Annotated in this window: 14 protein-coding genes; 6 read left to right on the top strand and 8 right to left on the bottom strand. The window is 71.8% G+C overall.

Annotation, left to right across the window (positions count from 1 at the left end; all coding sequences use genetic code 11):
• Positions 1-14 precede the first annotated feature (14 nt).
• Positions 15-599: a TetR/AcrR family transcriptional regulator gene (locus tag ACFVDP_RS26170; RefSeq protein WP_383494238.1), complete on the top strand. Its 585-nt coding sequence runs from the start codon at positions 15-17 to the stop codon at positions 597-599.
• Between the two features lie 67 nt (positions 600-666).
• Entirely contained in the window at positions 667-1,434 is a 768-nt protein-coding gene (locus tag ACFVDP_RS26175) for an SDR family NAD(P)-dependent oxidoreductase (RefSeq protein WP_383494241.1), read from the top strand.
• 257 nt (positions 1,435-1,691) lie between these two features.
• Here ACFVDP_RS26175 and ACFVDP_RS26180 read toward each other — a convergent pair whose 3' ends face one another.
• From ACFVDP_RS26180 to ACFVDP_RS26205, 6 genes are all read right to left on the bottom strand, one after another.
• Positions 1,692-2,546 carry a carbohydrate ABC transporter permease gene (locus ACFVDP_RS26180; protein ID WP_383494244.1) on the bottom strand — a complete coding sequence of 285 codons (855 nt, stop codon included), beginning with the start codon at positions 2,544-2,546 and terminating at the stop codon, positions 1,692-1,694.
• Positions 2,546-3,469 (bottom strand): carbohydrate ABC transporter permease, encoded by a 924-nt coding sequence (locus ACFVDP_RS26185; RefSeq protein ID WP_383494246.1) that lies wholly within the window; start codon positions 3,467-3,469, stop codon positions 2,546-2,548. The genes ACFVDP_RS26180 and ACFVDP_RS26185 overlap by 1 nt, the downstream gene beginning before the upstream one ends.
• On the bottom strand, positions 3,466-4,725 hold the full coding sequence (locus tag ACFVDP_RS26190; RefSeq protein WP_383494249.1) for an ABC transporter substrate-binding protein: 1,260 nt from the start codon (positions 4,723-4,725) through the stop codon (positions 3,466-3,468). Before ACFVDP_RS26190 ends, ACFVDP_RS26185 begins: the two co-directional genes overlap by 4 nt.
• A gap of 183 nt (positions 4,726-4,908) precedes the next feature.
• Positions 4,909-5,829, bottom strand: a complete 921-nt coding sequence (locus ACFVDP_RS26195) for an oxidoreductase (RefSeq protein ID WP_383494251.1) — start codon at positions 5,827-5,829, stop codon at positions 4,909-4,911.
• Positions 5,830-6,044: 215 nt separating this feature from the next.
• Entirely contained in the window at positions 6,045-8,762 is a 2,718-nt protein-coding gene (ppdK, locus tag ACFVDP_RS26200) for a pyruvate, phosphate dikinase (RefSeq protein ID WP_383494253.1), read from the bottom strand.
• A gap of 427 nt (positions 8,763-9,189) precedes the next feature.
• Positions 9,190-10,401: an ROK family protein gene (locus ACFVDP_RS26205; RefSeq protein WP_383494256.1), complete on the bottom strand. Its 1,212-nt coding sequence runs from the start codon at positions 10,399-10,401 to the stop codon at positions 9,190-9,192.
• Positions 10,402-10,584: 183 nt separating this feature from the next.
• Between ACFVDP_RS26205 and ACFVDP_RS26210 the strand changes: the two genes are divergently transcribed.
• A complete protein-coding gene (locus ACFVDP_RS26210; RefSeq protein WP_383494259.1) occupies positions 10,585-12,075 on the top strand; it encodes a hypothetical protein in 1,491 nt (496 codons plus the stop codon).
• Positions 12,072-14,057 carry a glycogen debranching N-terminal domain-containing protein gene (locus tag ACFVDP_RS26215; protein ID WP_383494261.1) on the top strand — a complete coding sequence of 662 codons (1,986 nt, stop codon included), beginning with the start codon at positions 12,072-12,074 and terminating at the stop codon, positions 14,055-14,057. The genes ACFVDP_RS26210 and ACFVDP_RS26215 overlap by 4 nt, the downstream gene beginning before the upstream one ends.
• Before the next feature lie 547 nt (positions 14,058-14,604).
• On the opposite strand, the gene dusB is transcribed toward ACFVDP_RS26215, so the two are convergent.
• A complete protein-coding gene (gene dusB / locus ACFVDP_RS26220) occupies positions 14,605-15,744 on the bottom strand; it encodes a tRNA dihydrouridine synthase DusB (protein ID WP_383494264.1) in 1,140 nt (379 codons plus the stop codon).
• 54 nt (positions 15,745-15,798) lie between these two features.
• On the opposite strand from dusB, the gene ACFVDP_RS26225 reads away from it, so the two are divergent.
• The gene (locus tag ACFVDP_RS26225; protein WP_383494267.1) at positions 15,799-16,407 is read left to right on the top strand and encodes a winged helix-turn-helix domain-containing protein; all 609 of its coding nucleotides are present in this window, start codon (positions 15,799-15,801) and stop codon (positions 16,405-16,407) included.
• A gap of 109 nt (positions 16,408-16,516) precedes the next feature.
• A complete protein-coding gene (locus ACFVDP_RS26230) occupies positions 16,517-17,899 on the top strand; it encodes an MFS transporter (RefSeq protein ID WP_383494269.1) in 1,383 nt (460 codons plus the stop codon).
• On the opposite strand, the gene ACFVDP_RS26235 is transcribed toward ACFVDP_RS26230, so the two are convergent.
• Entirely contained in the window at positions 17,800-18,696 is an 897-nt protein-coding gene (locus ACFVDP_RS26235) for a helix-turn-helix transcriptional regulator (RefSeq protein WP_383494273.1), read from the bottom strand. The two genes, ACFVDP_RS26230 and ACFVDP_RS26235, sit on opposite strands and share 100 nt — an antisense overlap.
• Positions 18,697-18,801: the final 105 nt, after the last annotated feature.

Here is an 18,801-nt window from a genome sequence, read left to right on the forward strand (position 1 = left end):
TCTAAGGTCACCTCGTGGCCAGGACCAAGGAATTCGACCCCGACGTCGCGTTGCAGGCAGCCGTGGAGCTGTTCCACGCGCGCGGCTACGAGGCGACGTCGATGGCGGACCTCGTCGAGCGTCTCGGCATCGGTCGCGCGAGCCTCTACGCGACGTTCGGCAGCAAGCACGAGCTGTACCTGAAGGCGATGGACCGGTACGCCGAGTCCACCGGCGCGGTCACCGTCGCCGAGCTGTCGGGGGACAGTCCGCCACTGGCGGCCGTGCGCGCCCTGGTGCGCCGGTTCGCGGCCGAGGCGGCCTCGGGCGAACAGCGCCTGCTGGGCTGCCTGGTGACCAACACGGCGGCCGAGCTGGGCCCGCACGACGACCAGGCGGCGCGCCGCGTGGAGCGGTCGTGGGAGGAGATCGAGACGCTGCTGCACTCGGCGCTCGTCCGGGCACGCGCCCGGGGCGAACTCCCCGAGGACCGCGACCCCCGCGCGCTCGCCCGGATGCTGCTCGTCCTGCTCCAGGGCATCCGGGTCACCGGCAAGGTCTCCCAGGACCCGGCCCGGGTCCGCGACGCGGCCGAGCAGGCCCTCACTCTGCTGGACTGAGCCCTTCCCTGGGGCTCCTTTTCGCCTGCCCTCATACTGAACCGTTCGTTCAAGAAAGAGGTACGTCATGTCCCGCACCCGCTTCTCCGGCCGGACCGCCCTCGTGACCGGCGGCGGTTCCGGTCTCGGCCGGGCCGTCGCGCTGGCGCTCGCCGCGGAGGGGGCGAACGTGGTCGTCGCGGGCCGTACGCCCGGCCCGCTGGAGGAGACCGTCGCCCTCGTCGGGTCGGCGGGCGGCACCGCCGTCGCGCACCCGGCCGACGTCCGCCGCGCCGAGGACATGCGGGCCGTCGTCCGCGCGGCCGTCGACCGTTTCGGCTCGCTGGACGTGGCGGTGAACAACGCGGGAGTCTTCCGCGGGGGCGGCCCCGTCGCGGACCTGCCCGCCGACGACTGGCACACACTGCTCGACATCAACGTCACGGGGGTCCTGTACGCGCTCCAGGCCGAGATCGCCCAGATGCGCGGGCAGGAAACGGGCGGAGCCATCGTCAACATCGCCTCGAACATCGGCCCGCACCGCACCCAGTCCGGCGTCACCGCGTACGGAGCCGCCAAGGCGGCCGTCTCCGCGCTCACCCGGGGCGCCGCGCTGGACCACATCGGCGACGGCGTCCGCATCAACGCGGTGAGCCCCGGCGCCGCCGCCACCTCGATGTCGCTGCGGCCGGGCGAGAGCGTGGCCGAGCGGGAGGTCCGCATGAAGGCCGATTCGCCGCTCGGCCGGGTGGCGGCCACCGCCGAGGTGGCTGCCGCCGTGCTTTATCTGGCCTCGGACGACGCCGGGGCGGTGGTGGGCACGGACCTGGTGATCGACGGTGGGGCTGCCGCCTGATCACTGGTCCGCAGCCGCGTCTGCCGTGTTCCGTCCCCCGGCGGCTGCGGCTCTCGTCGTGGCTGGTCGCGCAGTTCCCCGCGCCCCTGAAGGCTGCGCTTCGCGCGCCTTCCCCTTGAAGGGGGAGCTCCGCTCAGCCTCCCCTGGGCGAGCGGAGCTCGCTTCCAGGGGCTCGGGGAACTGCGCGAGAAGCGGCCACCGGCCGTCAGTCGACCGACAACCTCTCAAGGGGCGCGGGGAACTGCGCAAAATGCCGTTCAGTCGATCCCGGAGTGCTCCACCCCGGCCACGATCCACCGCTGGAACAGCAGAAACACCAACAGCAGCGGCACGATCGACACCGCCGCAGCGATGAACAGCTCATGCAGCCGCACCACCTGCGACGTGGTGAACGACGACAGGGCCACCTGCACCGTCCACGCGTTGCGGTCCTGCCCGATGACCAGCGGCCACAGGAACGAGTTCCAGGCCCCGATGAAGACGATCGTGCCGACCGCGGCGAACACGGGCCGCGCGTTCGGCACGACCACACGCCAGTACGTGCGCCAGTAGCCGAGCCCATCGACCCGCGCCGCGTCCTCCAACTCCCGGGGGAACCCCAGGAAGTACTGCCGGAAGACGAAGCACGCGAACGCGGAGAACAGCGTCGGCACGATGAGGCCGCGCAGCGTCGAGACCCAGCCGAGCGACGACACCAGGACGAACGTCGGGACGAAGGTGACGGCCGCCGGGACCATGAGGGTGCCCAGGATCGCGTAGAAGACCTTGTTCGCGTGCCGGTACGGGATGCGGGCGAGGCCGTATCCGGCGAGGGACGCGAGCAGTACCGTACCCGCGGTCGTCGCGACCGCGATCAGCGCGGAGTTGAGCAGGGAGCGCAGGAACGGCACGGAGCTGTCGTCGAACAGCTCGCTCAGGTTGCCCCACTGGATGTGCGCCGGGAAGAACGTCCAGTCGGGCGAGGTGATGTCCTCCTCGCGCGCCAGGCCGTTGCGGACCAGGAGGTAGAAGGGGATCAGGAAGAGCAGCGCGAGCGCCACGAGCAGGGCGAGCCGCAGCGCGCGGCCCACCCGGACCAGGGCGTCGTCGTGGACACGGGTGGCACGGGCCATCAGTCGGCCTCCTTCCTGCCCAGGCCGAACCAGCGGGCCTGACCGACCGTCACCACCGCGATGATCAGGGCGAGCAGCACGGCGCCCGCGCTGCCGAGGCCCAGGTTCTGTCCCTGTCCGAGGGCGGTGTAGTAGAGGTAGACGAGCGGCGGGCGGGCGTAGGGCGGGTAGCCGCGGGCGTCGGAGAGCAGGTTGTAGAACTCGTCGAATGCTTGGAAGGCATTGATGACGAGGAGCAGCACGACGGCGACGGACGTGGCGCGCAGCTGCGGGAACGTGATGTGCCGGAACACCTGCCAGCCGGGGCGCGCGCCGTCGACGGCCGCCGCTTCGTAGAGCGTCGGGCTGATGCGCTGGAGCCCGGCCAGGAACAGGATCATGTAGAAGCCCGCCTGCAACCACAGTCGTACGGTGACGATGACGAGCCAGTACCAGGGCGGGTCGGTCGTCGAGAGCCAGGCGACCTGGTCCACGTCCACGTAACCGAGCAGGGTGTTGGCGAGCCCGAAGCGCACCCCGTTGAAGAGGGACATCTTCCAGATCAGGGCGGCGACGACGTAACTGCACGCGGCCGGAAGGAAGAACACCGACCGGAAGAACGCCTGCGCGCGCCGCAGCCGGTTCACCATGAGGGCGAGGGCGAGCGAGGCGGCGTACGTGGCGGGGACGATGAAGAGCGTGAAGACGCAGAACGTCCACAGACTGCTGGTGAAGGCGTCGTCCTTGAGCAGCGCCGTGTAGTTGTCGAGGCCGACGAAGGTGTCGGGCGTGACGGTGTTGTGCGCGTCGAAGAAGCTGAGCCAGACGCTCCAGACGAGCGGGACATAGGTGAAGACGACCAGTCCGAGGACGAACGGGCCGACGAACACCCAGAACCACAACGCCCGGTTGCGTTGACGGAGTTGGGCAGCCGTGCGCGTCATTTCTTCTTCACTCGGTCGAGCTCGGCCGACACCTTCCGTACGACCTTCTTCAGCTCGCTGTCCGGGTTCGCGCCGCTCTTGATGATGCGGTTGAGAGCGTCCTGGTACGCGGTCTGCGCGGCCGGTGTCCACAGCAGCGGCTGGGCGTAGCCGTGGTCGGTGGTGTAGCGGACCGCGTCGGCCGCCGCGCCCTTGCGCAGCGCGGCCGCCTTCTTGGCGAGCGAGATGCGGGCGGGGATGTGGAAGCCGTAGCTCAGCGCGAAGTCCTCCTGGTGGTCGGTGTGTTCGACCCAGAGCCACTTCAGGTAGTCCTTGCCGGCCTGCTGGTGCTTGCTGCGCGTGGAGACGGCGGCGGCGTACGCGCCGACCGGGACGGACGGCTTGCCCTGCGCGCCGTCCTTCGGGAAGGGCAGCACGCCGAAGTCGTCGCCGAGCGCCTTCTGGACGGCGGGCAGCGCCCACAGGCCCGACCACTGCATGGCGGTGAGCCCCTGGGTGAACGCCGACGGGTCCGACCAGTCCGCGGGCGCGCCGAGCAGCAGCGACTTGTCGGCGTACAGCTGCCGGACCTTGCCGAGGGTGCGGGCGGCGGCCGGGTCGTCGAAGCCGACCGCGCCGTCCTCGGTGACGAGGCTGAGCCCGGCCGCGTAGAGCGGGGTGCCGCCGAGGACTCCGGCGCCCGCGTCGTTGCCGAGGAACAGCCCCTTGACCTTCTTGGTCGTCAACTTCCGCGCCACGTCGACGAGTTCGTCGAGCGTGGCCGGTGGCCGGACGCCCGCGTCGTCGAGCAGGCTCTTGCGGTAGAAGAGCATCTGCATGTCGATGACCTGCGGGATGCCCCAGATCTTCCCGTCGTACCGCTTCGGGGCGAGGACGGCCTGGTTGAAGTCGTCCTCGACGCCCTTGAGGAGGTCGGTGACGTCGGCGACCTGCTTGCCCTGGATCATGTCCAGGCTCGGGCCGTTGACCTCGAAGACGTCGGGCCCCGAGGCGGTGAGCAGGGCGGCGGCGGTCTGCTGGTCGTAGTTGCCCGGGCGCCACTGGACGGTGACGCTCGCCTTGTCGTAGGCGGCCGCGTACTTCTTCACGGCCTGTTCGGTGCCCTGCTCCCCGTACTGGTGGTACCACTGCGACAGCTTCGGGCCGCCCTTGGACCCGCCGCCGTCGCGCCCGGTGTTGGACCCGCACGCGCTGAGCAGACCCAGCGCGGAGCCGGCGGCTCCGGTGGCGAGCAGTCCCCTGCGGCTGATGGTCATCGCGGGTGTCCCCCTGTCCGTCCGTCTGTTCCTCATGGCTTCGCTGTGAGGCCTTACCGGCCCCAACGATCAACCATGCAGCGGAATTACGACAGGGGCACTACGGCGGCGTGTCGCCGTCGGCCGCCGAGCCGTTCAGCCCCCGAGGCCGTCAGCCCTTCAGCTCGTCACCCCTTCAGCTCCTCACCCCTTCAGCCCCTCGTACTTGACCCCGGTCAACTGCTCGGAGGCCGCCCACAGCCGCTCCCCCGCCGCGTCGTCGACGGTCCACGACGCGCGCCACGATCTGACGGGCGCGCCGCGCCACATCAGCAGGCGCGGCCCGTAGAAGTCGTCGGGGCGCACGCCCGGCGCCGTCGCCGCGTACAGCGTCGGGAGCGCGCCGCCCTCGGCGGACTGGGCGAACACCCGGTTGCCCGTCTCGTAGAACCGCTCCATCCCCTTGCGGCCCTCCATCTGCGCGCCGCGCGCGTGCAGGGACGTGGCGGCGTAGCCGGGGTGCGCGGCGACGGCCACCGGGCCGCTGGCGGCGGCGCGCCGGGCCAGCTCGTGCACGAACAGGAGATTGGCGGTCTTCGAGCGGGCGTACGTGGGCCAACGGCGGTACTGCTTCTCGCTGTTGAGGTCGCCGATGTCGATGTCGGCCAGGGCGTGCAGCACGCTGGAGACCGCGCAGACGCGCGGCTCGGGCGCCTCCAGCAGACTGGGCAGCAGCAGCCCGGTCAGCGCGAAGTGGCCCAGGTGGTTGACGCCGAACTGCGTCTCGAACCCGTCGGCGGTGCGCCCGTACGGCAGGGCCATGACCCCGGCGTTGTTGACCAGGAGGTCGAGCGGCCGGTCCGCCCAGCCGTCGGCGAAGCCGCGTACGGAGGCCAGGTCGCCCAGGTCGAGTGCGCCGAACTCGACGGCGGCGCCCGGCACCTCGTCTCTGATCCGGTCCACGGCCGCGCTGCCCCGCGCCGCGCTCCGGCAGGCGAGGACGACCCGGGCGCCCGCGCGGGCCAGCTCTCGCGCGGTGACGTACCCGATCCCGCTGTTGGCCCCGGTGACCACGGCGGTACGGCCGCGCTGGTCGGGGATGTCAGTCGCGTTCCAGCCGGTCATGGCTGTGCTCCCTGGACGGAAGGGGAAGGTGGTTGACCGACAGTCAAGCGGTCGGTCAGGTTCCGCTCAACCGCGCCTTCCCGGCCACGCGGCGGGCACCCCATGCGCAAGGGCGGCACCCCCCGCACAGGGGTGCCGCCCTTGCCTTGCGCACCGGAGCCGCCGCGATCGGTGAGGGTCGGGGACCGACGGCGGCTCCGGCTGTCATGGATACGTCAGCGGTGGTCGCTGCCCGCCGACGTCGAGGCCGCCCGGCCCGCTTCGAGGCGGGCGACCGGGATGCGGAACGGCGAGCAGGAGACGTAGTCGAGGCCCACCTCGTGGAAGAAGTGCACCGACTCCGGGTCGCCGCCGTGCTCGCCGCAGACGCCGAGCTTGAGGCCGGGGCGGGTGGCGCGGCCCGCCTCGACGGCGTTGCGGACGAGGGAGCCCACGCCGTCCTTGTCGATCGTCTCGAAGGGCGACACCCCGAAGATGCCCTTCTCCAGGTACGCGGTGAAGAAGCTGGCCTCCACGTCGTCGCGGGAGAAGCCCCAGACGGTCTGCGTGAGGTCGTTGGTGCCGAAGGAGAAGAACTCGGCGGCCTCCGCGATCTGGGCGGCGGTGAGCGCGGCGCGGGGCAGCTCGATCATGGTGCCGATGGCCAGCTTCAGCTTGACGCCGCTGGTGGCCTCGACCTCGGCGATGACCCGGTCGGCCTCCTCGCGGACGATCTCCAGCTCCTGGACGGTGCCGACGAGCGGGATCATGACCTCGGCGCGCGGGTCGCCCTTGGCGTTCTTGCGCTCGGCGGCGGCCTCGGCGATGGCCCGTACCTGCATGGCGAACAGGCCGGGGATGACCAGGCCGAGGCGGACGCCGCGCAGGCCCAGCATCGGGTTCGACTCGTGCAGCCGGTGCACGGCCTGGAGGAGGCGCAGGTCGTTCTCGTTGGCGTCCTGGCGGGACTCGGCGAGGGCGACGCGCACCGACAGCTCGGTGATGTCGGGCAGGAACTCGTGCAGCGGCGGGTCGAGCAGGCGGACCGTGACCGGCAGGCCGTCCATCGCCTCGAACAGCTCGACGAAGTCGCGCTTCTGGAGCGGCAGCAGCTGCTTCAGCGACTCCTCGCGCTCGACGTCGGTGTCGGCGAGGATCAGCTTCTCGACCATCTCGCGGCGCTCGCCGAGGAACATGTGCTCGGTGCGGCACAGGCCGATGCCCTGGGCACCGAACCGGCGGGCGCGCAGCGCGTCCTCGGCGTTGTCGGCGTTGGCCCGTACCCGCAGGCGGCGTACCCGGTCCGCGTAGGCCATGATCCGGTGGACCGCGCCGACCAGCTCGTCGGCGTCGTCGGCGCCGGCGTGCATCCGGCCCTCGAAGTACTCGACGACCGGCGACGGCACGACGGGCACCTCGCCGAGGTACACCTTGCCGCTGGAGCCGTCGATGGAGACGACGTCGCCCTCCTCGACGACCACGTCACCGACGGTCATCCGGCGGCGCTTGGTGTCGACCTCCAGGTCCTCGGCGCCGCAGACACAGGTCTTGCCCATGCCGCGCGCGACGACGGCCGCGTGCGAGGTCTTGCCGCCGCGCGAGGTGAGGATGCCCTCGGCGGCGATCATGCCGTCGAGGTCGTCGGGGTTGGTCTCGCGGCGGATCAGGATGACCTTCTCGCCCGAGCGCGACCACTTGATGGCGGTGTACGAGTCGAAGACGGCCTTGCCCACCGCGGCGCCCGGGGAGGCGGCGATGCCGCGCCCGAGCTGCTCGACCTTCGCGTCCTCGTCGAACTTCGGGAACATCAGCTGCGCGAGCTGGGCGCCCGTGACGCGCTGAAGGGCCTCGGCCTCGTCGATCAGGCCCTGGTCGACGAGCTGCGTGGCGATCCGGAAGGCGGCACCGGCGGTGCGCTTGCCGACGCGGGTCTGGAGCATCCACAGCTGGCCGCGCTCGATGGTGAACTCGATGTCGCAGAGATCCTTGTAGTGGTTCTCCAGGGTCTCCATGATCTGCATGAGCTGGTCGTACGACTTCTTGTCGATGTCCTCGAGATCGGCCAGCGCGACCGTGTTGCGGATGCCCGCGACGACGTCCTCGCCCTGCGCGTTCTGGAGGTAGTCGCCGTACACGCCCTGGTGGCCGGAGGCCGGGTCGCGGGTGAAGGCGACGCCCGTACCGGAATCGGGGCCGAGGTTGCCGAAGACCATCGAACAGACGTTGACGGCGGTGCCGAGGTCGCCGGGGATGCGCTCCTGGCGGCGGTAGAGCTTGGCGCGGTCGGTGTTCCACGACTCGAAGACGGCCTTTATGGCCAGGTCCATCTGCTCGCGCGGGTCCTGCGGGAAGTCCCGCCCGGCCTCGGTCTTGACGATCTTCTTGAAGCGCGTGACGAGCTTCTTCAGGTCGGCCGCGTCCAGATCGGTGTCGACCGCGACCTTCTTGGTGCGCTTGGCCTTCTCCAGCTCCTCCTCGAAGAGGTCGCCGTCGACGTCGAGGACCGTCTTGCCGAACATCTGGATGAGGCGGCGGTACGAGTCCCAGGCGAAGCGGTCGTCGCCGGCCTGCTTGGCGAGGCCCTGCACCGACTTGTCGGAGAGACCGATGTTGAGGACGGTGTCCATCATGCCGGGCATGGAGAACTTGGCGCCCGAACGGACCGACACCAGAAGGGGGTTGTCGGGCTGGCCGAGCTTCTTCCCCATCCGCGCTTCAAGTGCGTCGAGGTGCTGGGTGACCTCGTCACGCAGTGCCACCGGCTCCTCGCCGCTGTCGAGGTAGACCTTGCAGGCCTCGGTGGTGATGGTGAAGCCCGGAGGGACCGGAAGACCCAGGTTGGTCATCTCGGCGAGGTTGGCACCCTTGCCGCCGAGGAGGTCCTTGAGATCTTTGTTGCCCTCGGTGAAGTCGTAAACGAACTTCGCTACCTGAGGATCCTTGTTTTCCGACACGGGTCTCGACTCCTCGAGGCTCGGCTGGCTGCCCTGACGGCGAGGAACATACCCAGATCCAAGGGCTGTGGGTACGTCCACTCAAGCGTCATGCGGCCGTAACCACCCGTCCGCCAGGAGATCGAAAGTGACCAGCGGGTAGGCCACCCACTCCACTCGCCTTCAAGTCTCGAAAACGCTACCCCCGTAGAGCCCGGATATCGCTCACATGAGCATACTCACCACTCAGATGCGTTCAAGAGATAAATGATCGAGCAGTGGCACTCAGTGCCAGGTCTTGAAGAAGCACAGACGAGAGTTTCTCGCTCATCTGAGCGCAAGGGTGATCAGGGGTGGCGAGAATCACGCCGTTTGAAGCGCCTCGCGGACGCCCGGATGTCAGCATGCGGACAGCGATACGGGCGGTGAGGCGGGCGAAACGGGCCTGTCACACGCCCAGCGCGGCGAGCCGGCGCTCCGCCCGCTCGGGGGCGTACAGCTCCTCCACCACCAGGGCTCCCGCTCCGATGAGCGCGGAGCGCTCGCCGAGCCGCGCCGTGACGACGTCCAGGTGCGCGGTCGAGCGGGGCAGCGCCCGCTGGTAGAGGAGTTCGCGCACGCCCGTCAGGAAGGGAGTTCCGGCCAGATCTCCGGCGATCATGAGAACGCCGGGGTTCAGGAGGGTGACGACGGTGGCGAGGACCTCGCCGACGTCCCGCCCCGCCTCCCGCGCGAGCCGCACCGCCTCCGGGTGTCCGGCGGCGAGAAGTTCCCGCACGTCCCAGCCGGAGGCGGCGGGCACTCCCGCCGCGGTGAGCCGGCGCGCAAGGGCCCGGCCGCTGGCGACGGCGGCCAGGCAGCCGTACGAGCCGCACTTGCACAGCGCGGCCGCCGCCCCGGGCGCCTGCGGTACGCGGATGTGGCCGATGTCGCCCGCGCCGCCGTCGATGCCGCGGTAGACGGCGCCGTCCACGACGACGCCCGCGCCGATGCCCGTGGAGACCTTGACCAGGACGAAGGCGCGGCAGTCGGGGTGTGCGGCGCGCTGCTCCCCGTACGCCATGAGGTTGGCGTCGTTGTCGACGAGGACCGGCACTTCGGGCGGGGTGGCGGCGTGCTCGGCGGCGGAGCGGGCGAGGCGCCCGGCGATGTCGTAGCCGTCCCAGCCCGGCATGATCGGCGGTTGTATGACGCGGCCGCTGTCGATGTCCACCGGCCCCGGCACGGCGAGCCCGATGCCGCATACGGTGCCGGGGTCCCGGCCGGCCTCCTTGAGCAGGTCCCCGAACCAGACGCCGAGCTGGGACAGGACGGTCTCCGGGCCCTCGTCGACGGTGAGATCGCCGGTGCGCTCGGCGAGGACCTCGCCGGACAGGGTCAGGACGGCGGCGCGGGCGTGCCGGGTGTCGAGGGCGGCGGCGAGTGCCACCGCATGGGTGTCGTCGAACTCCAGATGGATCGAAGGGCGGCCGCCCAGACGGGAGTTGACGGTCTCCGCGGCTCCCTCGCGCAGCCAGCCGGCCCGGAAGAGCCGGTCGAGCCGCTGGCCGACGGTGGCCCGGGACAGCCCGGTGGCCTCCTGGAGCGCGCCGCGCGTGGTCGCCCGGCCACTGCGCACGAGCCGCAGAAGTTCCCCGGCGTTCGCCTGGTTCCCCGCCATCGGGTCAACCCCCTTGCGTTCATCAACTGCGCGTTACATTCTAGGTTTTGCGTGTTAAGTAGACGTAACTCTATGCTTCCTCCTGCGTAACCGACACCCCGTCAGCGGATCGGCCCCGGCAGTACGGCAGGCCTGCGGACCGGCAGTGAGCAGGAGACGCAGTCCACGTCCACGGGAGACCATGTGGAGCACACGACCGAGCGGCACAGGACCGCGGCCGGCGCCGGGCGGCGCGGGCAGCCGCCCGATCCGCTGTGGGACCGCGCCGCCGACGCCCTCGACGCCAACTGGACGGGGGCGTCGACCGTCCCCTCGCGCACGCTGTATCCGCACCAGTGGTCGTGGGACTCGGCGTTCATCGCGATCGGGCTGCGGCATGTCTCCCCCTTACGCGCCCAGACGGAGCTGGAGACGCTGCTGGGCGCCCAGTGGGGCGACGGCCGGATCCCGCACATCGTGTTCAACCCCGCCGTCGCGCTGGACGCCTACTTCCCGAGCCCGGACTTCTGGCGCTCCTCCACCGCGGGCCGCGCCGCCGGCGCCCCGGCCGCCGTGCAGACCTCGGGGATCGTGCAGCCCCCCGTGCACGCGCTGGCCACCTGGCTGGTGCACCGCGCCGACCCCGAACTCTCGCGCTCCCGCGGCTTCCTGCACCGCGTGTACCCCGCACTCGCCGCTTGGCACCGCTATCTACTGCACCGCCGCGACCTGGGCGGCGGCGGGCTCGTCTCGGTCGTGCACCCCTGGGAGCAGGGGATGGACAACAGCCCCTGCTGGGACGCCCCGCTGAGCCGGATCACCCCGGCCGGACCGCGCACCTTCCGGCGGGCCGACCTGGCGCACGGCGCCGCGGACGACCGCCCCACCGACCTCGACTACGGCCGCTACGTCCGCCTCGCGATGGACTACCGCGACGGTCAATACGCCGACGGGTCAAGCGAGTTCGCCGTCGAGGACCCGTCCTTCAACGCGCTGCTGGCCGCCTCCGAGCACGCGCTCGCCCGGATCGCCTGTGAGCTGGGCGCGGCGGGGACGGCCCGGCACGCGCGCGCCGAGCGGCTGACGGCGGCGCTCGTCGACCGGCTGTGGGACCCGGAGGCCGGCATGTTCTTCTGCCGGGACGTACGCGGCGGTGCGCCGATCCGCGAGTACGGCGTCTCGGGCCTGATCCCGCTGATCCTGCCCGCGCTGCCGCGCCCGGTGGTCCGCGCGCTGCTGCGCACCGCGTGCGGCCCGCACTTCGGCCTCGGCGACGGGGTGCGGCTCGCGCCGAGCTACGACCTGCTCGGGCCCGCCTTCGACCCGCACCGGTACTGGCGCGGCCCGGCCTGGTTCAACACCAACTGGCTGCTGGAGCGCGGACTTCGGCTGCACGGCGAGCACGCCCGGGCGGCACGGCTGCGGGCGGCGCTGCTGGAGACGGCAGGGGCATCGGACTTCGCCGAGTACGTCGATCCGTACACGGGGGCGGGCTGCGGCGCCCGCGGCTTCGGCTGGACCGCCGCACTCACACTGGATCTGCTGGACGGGCAGCCGGCGCGGGACGCCGACGGCGAGGCGGGCGCGGAGCACCGGCGGCCGCTGCCGTCGTGGGCGCGCGTGCCGGACAGCGCCGGGCGGGCGGGACCGCGGGGACAGGGCCCGAGGGGCCGGAGGGAAGGAACCTCTCGATGACGGAGACATTCGGTGGACACGGATACGGTCAGGGGCAGAGCCGTACTCCTCAACTCCTCGTCTGCGGAGGGACGTTCGCCGCGCTCGACGCGGGCGGCGGACTGAGCGCGGTACGCGGCGCGGTCTCGTCGGACGGGCTGTTCGTCCAGGACGCCCGGCACCTGTCCCGCTGGCAGCTCACCGTCGACGGGTCGGCGCCGGAGGTGCTCACGCCCCTGTCGTACGAGGACGGGAGCGACGGCGGGCCGGCCCGCTGCGTCCTGGTGCCGCGCGGCGGCCGCCAGGAGCCGCCCGCTTACACGCTCTTCCGTGAACAGGCTCTGGGCGAGGGCTCGTTGGTGGAGCTGCTGCGGATCGTGTCGAACCGGCCGGTGCCGACGACGGTCCGGGTGGGGCTGACCGTCGACGCCGACTTCGCCGACCAGTTCGAGCTGCGCTCCGACCATCGCACCTATGCGAAGCCGGGCGCGGTCCGCACCCGCGAAGCCCTCGACGACGGCGTGGAGTTCACCTACACGCGGGGCGACTGGCGCTCGTCGACGACGGTGACCAGCGACCCGGCGCCGGAGGCCGTCGAGGAGACGGGCACCGGGGCGCGCCGCCTGGTGTGGACCCTGGAGCTGGCGGCCCAGGGCAGCGCCGCCCTCACCCTGCGGGTGGCGGCACGGCCGCCGGGCGCGGGCACGGTGCCGGTGCCGGTGAGCCCGGCCGCGGCATCCGCCCAACTTGTGGCCTCTGTAAGGGAGTTCAGCGCGGGTGTGACACTTCCCGGCGCCTGGCCGGAGCTGGCCGCGGCCTGCTCGCGGGGGCTCGCCGATCTGGCGGTGCTGCGGGTACCGGCGGCGGGGCCCGACGGGGAGCGGCATCTGGTGCCGGCGGCCGGGGTGCCGTGGTTCCTGACGCTGCTGGGCCGCGACGCCCTGCTGACGTCCCTGTTCGCCCTGCCCTACCGGCCCGAACTGGCCGCGGCCACCCTGCCGGTGCTCGCCGCGGCCCAGGCCACCGAGCAGATCGAGGGGGCCGTCGCCCAGCCCGGCAAGATCGTGCACGAGGTGCGGCACGGGGAGCTGGCGCACTTCGGGCAGGTGCCGTACGGGCGCTACTTCGGCTCGGTCGACGCGACGCCGCTGTTCCTGGTGCTGCTCGGGGCGTACACGGAGCACACCGGGGACTCGGGGCTCGCCCGGGGCCTGGAGTCGCATGCGCGGGCCGCGGTGGGCTGGATGCTGGACCACGGCGGGCTGACGTCGCGCGGGTACCTCGTCTACCGCGCCGACCAGGGCGGCCTGGCGAACCAGAACTGGAAGGACTCCCCCGGCGCGATCTGTTCCGCCGACGGCAGCCGGGCGACCGGTCCCGTGATGGCGGCGGGCGCGCAGGGATACGCGTACGACGCGCTGCGGCGCACCGCCGTGCTGGCCCGGACGGTCTGGGACGACGTGGTCTACGCGGAGCTGCTCGAACAGGCGGCGGCCGATCTGCGGGATCGTTTCCTGCGGGATTTCTGGATGGCGGAGAAAGGGTTCCCCGCGCTGGCGCTGGACGGCGACGGGCAGCAGGTCGACGCGCTGGCGTCCGACGCCGGGCATCTGCTGTGGTCCGGGCTGCTCGACAAGGAGTACGGGGAGGCGGTGGGGCGGCGCCTGCTCGAACCGGACTTCTTCTCGGGCTGGGGCGTGCGCACGCTGGCCGCCGGGCAGGCCGCCTACCATCCCCTCTCGTACCACCGGGGGTCGGTGTGGCCGCACGACAACGCGCTGATCGCGTTGGGGCTCGCGCGGTACGGGCTGCATGACGAGGCGCGGGTGGTCGCGGGCGGGGTGGTCGCGGCGGCGGTCGCCTGCGGTGGGCGGCTGCCGGAGGTGGTCGCGGGCTACGACCGTGCCGCTTACCCGGCGCCGGTCCCTTTCCCCTACGCGTGCGCAAGGGAGTCCCGGTCGGCGGCGGCGCCGCTGGCGTTGTTGAGTGCCGTGGGGGGTTAGGCCGGGGGCCGAGTGCGGCTTGCGTCGTGGCTGGTCGCGCAGTTCCCCGCGCCCCTCAACGGGTTGTCGTCCGCCTGCGGGCCGGTGGCCGCTTCTCGCGCAGTTCCCCGCGCCCCTGAGGCGTGCGCTGCGCGCAGCCTCCCCTTGAGGCTGCGCTCCGCGCGCCTCTCCTGAGGGGCGGTTGGCGCGCCTCTGATGAGGGGCGGGTGGCACGCCTCTTGAAGGGCGGGTGGCGCGCGCCTCTCCTGAGAGCGGGGTGGCGCGCCGCTCCTGGAGGGCGGATGGTGCGCCTCTCCTGGAGGGCGGGTGGCGCGCCTCTCCTGGAGGGCGGGTGGCGCGCCTTTGATGAGATGGCGCACGAAGTGCGCATCTCAGGGGCGCGGGGAACTGCGCGAGAAGCGGCCACCGGGCCGCACCCGAGAACAAGGGCGAGCGGAGCTCGCTTCAGGGGCGCGGGGAACTGCGCGAGCAACCACGACGAGACCGGCACCCGACAAGGACGAGCCGCGCGCAGCGCTAGGCTCCAGGGGCGCGGGGAACTGCGCGATCAGCCGCCCGACGTGTCCAGCTCGGCATCCTCGGAGAGCCCCACGCAGTCGTACGGGTCCTTCAGCCAACCATCCGGAAGCACCACCCGGTTGTTGCCAGAAGTACGCCCCCGGGGGCCGTCGGCCCCGGCCGGCCAGTCCTGGTCGAGGTCCAACTCGTCGAGCCCGGAACGGAGTTCGTCCAGCGACGAAGTGATCGCCAGTCGCTTGCGCATCTCGGAGCCGACCGAGAAGCCCTTCAGATACCAGGCCACGTGCTTGCGGAAGTCGATGACCCCGCGAGCCTCGTCCCCGATCCACTCCCCGAGCAGCGTGGCATGCCGCACCATCGCGTCGGCGACCACCCGAAGCGTCGGCCGCACCCGCTCGTCCCGCCCCTCGAACGCGGCGACCAGGTCGGCGAAGAGCCACGGCCGCCCGAGGCACCCACGCCCCACGACCACCCCGTCGCACCCGGTCTCGCGGACCATGCGCAGCGCGTCGTCGGCCGACCAGATGTCCCCGTTGCCGAGCACCGGAATCTCGGGCACGTGCTCCTTGAGCCGCGCGATGGCGTCCCAGTCGGCGGTGCCGCCGTAATGCTGGGCCGCGGTCCGGCCGTGCAGGGCGATCGCCGTGACGCCCTCCTCGACGGCGATGCGTCCGGCGTCCAGGAACGTGATGTGGTCGTCGTCGATGCCCTTGCGCATCTTCATGGTGACCGGGAGGTCACCCGCGCCCGAAACGGCCTCCGCGAGGATCGCCCGCAGCAGCGGCCGCTTGTACGGCAGCGCGGAGCCGCCGCCCTTGCGGGTCACCTTGGGGACCGGGCAGCCGAAGTTCAGGTCGATGTGGTCGGCGAGACCCTCTTCCGCGATCATGCGGACGGCCTTGCCGACGGTGGCCGGGTCGACGCCGTACAGCTGGATCGAGCGAGGCTTCTCGGTCTCGTCGAAGTGGATCAGCTGCATGGTCTTCTCGTTGCGCTCGACCAGGGCGCGGGTGGTGATCATCTCGCTGACGAAGAGCCCCTTGCCGCCCGAGAACTCCCGGCACAGGGTGCGGAACGGCGCGTTCGTGATGCCCGCCATGGGTGCGAGGACCACGGGCGGCGTGACGGTGTGCGGTCCGACGGTGAGGGGCTGGGTCGTAGCGGTCATGCCACCCATTGTCCCGTACGCCGGACGGGGCTCCGCACGGATTACCCTGCGCCCATGACCGCCGAGCAGCCCACCGCCCCGACCAGCGGGGAAAACCTCCCGAAGGGCGAGGGCACGCACACCCTCGACACCCGCAGTCTGCGCGCCCTGGCCCACCCCCTCCGTATCAAGATCATGGACTCGTTGCGCAGCGACGGGCCAGCCACCTCCGCGGTCCTCGCCACCCGGTTCGGCGAGAACACCGGCACCCTGAGCTGGCATCTGCGTCACCTCGCGGAAAACGGGTTCATCGAGGAGGACGAGGAGCGCGGCACCCGGCGCGAGCGCTGGTGGAAGGCGGTCCACAAGACGCAGGTGCTGCCCACGTCGAAGCTGCGCAAGGACCCGGCGGCCCGCGCGTCGCTCGACATCTATCTCGGTCAGATGGTCCAGGACATGGCGGACCACGTCACCACGTACCTGGCCGAGGAGTGGGGCGAGGAGTGGGAGGGCGCCTCCCTGCTCGCCGACTGGAACGACCTGCGCCTGACGCCCGCCGGTCTCAAATCGCTGCGGGACGAGCTGATGGAGCTGGTCAACCGGTACGCCGATGCCCCGCGTGAACCGGGCGCCCACCCGGTGAAGGCACAGGTCCAACTGTTCCCGCGCCGCGAGCGCCCCTGACCCGTGGCGCCGCCCGCACGTCGGCCCGGGCCGACCCCTGACCACATTGCAGAGAGTTCTCTGCAGATATCTCTATGCAGAGAACTCTCTGCAAGCTACGCTCCTCGCCATGCCCACCTCGCCGCCGCCGTCGTCCTCGCGGCCCCTCCTCCTGCGCCACCGCGACTTCCGCCGCCTGTGGACCGCGTCCACCACAGGCCGCACCGGAGCCTCCGTCGCCTCGGTCGCCCTGCCGCTGACCGCGCTCACGCTCCTGGGCGCCTCCCCGTTCCAGGTGTCGCTGCTGACCGCGGCCGCCTGGCTGCCGTGGCTGCTCATCGGCCTGGTCGCGGGCGCCTGGGTGGACCGGCTGCCGCGCAGGCCGTTGATGCTGATCTGCGACGCGGTGTCGTTCGCGGCCATCGCGGCGACACCCGTCGCCTACTGGCTCGACCTGCTGACGTACACACAACTCCTGGTCACAGCGCTGCTCACCGGAACCGCGACGGTCTTCTTCCAGACCTCGTACCAGGTGCTGCTGCCCCGCCTGGTCGACGGCGAGGACCGCGCGGCGGCCAACTCCACGCTGCACGCCAGCGAGGAAGCGGGGCAGCTCGCCGGGTACAGCGGCGGGGGCCTGCTCATCTCGCTGCTGGGCCCTGCGGGCGCCCTGTGCGCGCAGGCGGCGGCGTTCGCGGTGTCCTTCGCGTCGGTCCTCGGCCTCCGGCACCGCGAGCGGAGCGTCGAGCGGCCGGAGGCCGGCGGCACGAACCTGCTCCAGGAGATCCGCGAGGGCCTCGCCTTCACCTTCCGGGACGGCTACATCCGGGCGTTCGTACTGTGCGGCGCCGCCGCCAACCTCGCCCTGATGGCGTACCAGTCGATCCTGGTCGCCTTCCTGGTCCGTGAGGCGCATCTGACGGCCGGCACGATCGGTCTCCTGATGGGCGCGGGCGGGCTCGGCGGCATCGCGGGCGCGTTCGCCGCACGCCGGCTCGGGTCACGGCTCGGCACGGCCCGCGCGGTGTACGTCCTCACGCTGGGCACCCCGTGTCTGGCCCTGCTCATTCCGCTCGCGGCGGCCACCCCGCTCGGCATCACGCTGTTCGCCGTCGGCTACACCGCCGTCTCATTCTCCGTCGTCGCCGAGAACACCCTCACCGCGACCTTCCAGCAGAACCACGTCCCGGCCGCCCTCTACGGGCGCTCGCGCACCGCCTCCGCGTTCGTCAACTACGGCACGATCCCGCTCGGCGCCCTGCTGGGCGGCGTGCTCGCCGAGACGCTCGGGCTGCGCCCCGCGATGTGGCTGACGGTGGCGCTGCTGCCGCTGTGCGGCCTGATCCTGCTGACCTCACCGATGCGCCGCGACCGCGACCTGCCGACCGGGGGATCCGACCGGAGCGGCCCGGGTCAGGCGGTGGCGGAGGAAGCGACGGCGGGGGAAGAGACGGCGGAGGAGCGCGCCAGCGCCTCCAGCCGCTCCTCGGTCTCGTCGTCGGCGGGGATGTAGGCGACCACCCGGTACGCGTCGTCGTCCGGGGCCAGCCACATGTGCCGGTGTTCGAGGCGCAGCAGGCCGATCGCCGGGTCCGGGTGCAGATACCGCTTGACGTGCGACACCACCGGCGCGACGTCCCGCCGCTCCCACAGCTCGCGGAACTCCGGTGACACCGCGAGCAGCGCGTCCACCGGTGCCCGCCAGGCGGGTTCGCCGACGTGCTCGGCCATCGCCTTGCGGTACTTGGCGACCAGGTCGCGCCGCATCGCGTCGAGGTCCAGGAACTGGGTCCGCCAGCGGTCGTTCATGAACATCCCCCACAGGGCACTCCGGTGCTCCGGCGCGGACTCCTCCGGGGCGCCGAACACGTCGGTGTGGGCGCGGTTGTGGGCGAGCATCTCGTAGCGGGCGTTCTTCAGTTCGGCCGGGTAGGGCTCCAGGCGCCGCAGCATGCGCAGGATCGTGTCGGTGACGGCCGGGGACTCGGTCGCGGCCCGCGGATCGACGGCCCCGGCGAGCGCGAAGGCGTGGGCGCGCTCGGCGGGGTCCAGGAGCAGAGCGCGGGCGATGGCGTCGAGGACACCGGCCGATACGTTGATGGCGCGGCCCTGCTCCAGCCACGTGTACCAGGTGACGCCGACAGCGGCGAGGTGCGCGACCTCCTCACGGCGCAGACCCGGGGTGCGGCGCCGGGTGGTGCCGGGCAGCCCGACCCGGTCCGGGGTGATGCGCTCGCGGCGGCTGCGCAGGAAAGCGGCCAGCTCGGTGCGGCGGAGTTCGGCGGCGGAGGCGGCGGGGACGCTGGACATGCCACCAGGATGCGCCCGCCCCCATCCCGTTGCCAGGTACTGCCTGTAACAGGATGAAGAGGCTCTGGTACCAGGCTGAGCGGCGGAGGATCGTCGGCGTCATGG

The organism is Streptomyces sp. NPDC057694, assembly GCF_042799415.1.
Classification (GTDB): Bacteria; Actinomycetota; Actinomycetes; order Streptomycetales; family Streptomycetaceae; genus Streptomyces.

What these genes read in the sequence shown, in the direction of transcription:
- ACFVDP_RS26175 (WP_383494241.1), top strand. Translation starts at nt 667, where the DNA reads ATGTCCCGCACCCGCTTCTCCGGCCGGACCGCCCTCGTGACCGGCGGC.
- ACFVDP_RS26180 (WP_383494244.1), bottom strand. Translation starts at nt 2,546, where the DNA reads ATGGCCCGTGCCACCCGTGTCCACGACGACGCCCTGGTCCGGGTGGGC.
- ACFVDP_RS26185 (WP_383494246.1), bottom strand. Translation starts at nt 3,469, where the DNA reads ATGACGCGCACGGCTGCCCAACTCCGTCAACGCAACCGGGCGTTGTGG.
- ACFVDP_RS26190 (WP_383494249.1), bottom strand. Translation starts at nt 4,725, where the DNA reads ATGACCATCAGCCGCAGGGGACTGCTCGCCACCGGAGCCGCCGGCTCC.
- ACFVDP_RS26195 (WP_383494251.1), bottom strand. Translation starts at nt 5,829, where the DNA reads ATGACCGGCTGGAACGCGACTGACATCCCCGACCAGCGCGGCCGTACC.
- ACFVDP_RS26205 (WP_383494256.1), bottom strand. Translation starts at nt 10,401, where the DNA reads ATGGCGGGGAACCAGGCGAACGCCGGGGAACTTCTGCGGCTCGTGCGC.
- ACFVDP_RS26215 (WP_383494261.1), top strand. Translation starts at nt 12,072, where the DNA reads ATGACGGAGACATTCGGTGGACACGGATACGGTCAGGGGCAGAGCCGT.
- dusB (WP_383494264.1), bottom strand. Translation starts at nt 15,744, where the DNA reads ATGACCGCTACGACCCAGCCCCTCACCGTCGGACCGCACACCGTCACG.
- ACFVDP_RS26225 (WP_383494267.1), top strand. Translation starts at nt 15,799, where the DNA reads ATGACCGCCGAGCAGCCCACCGCCCCGACCAGCGGGGAAAACCTCCCG.
- ACFVDP_RS26230 (WP_383494269.1), top strand. Translation starts at nt 16,517, where the DNA reads ATGCCCACCTCGCCGCCGCCGTCGTCCTCGCGGCCCCTCCTCCTGCGC.
- ACFVDP_RS26235 (WP_383494273.1), bottom strand. Translation starts at nt 18,696, where the DNA reads ATGTCCAGCGTCCCCGCCGCCTCCGCCGCCGAACTCCGCCGCACCGAG.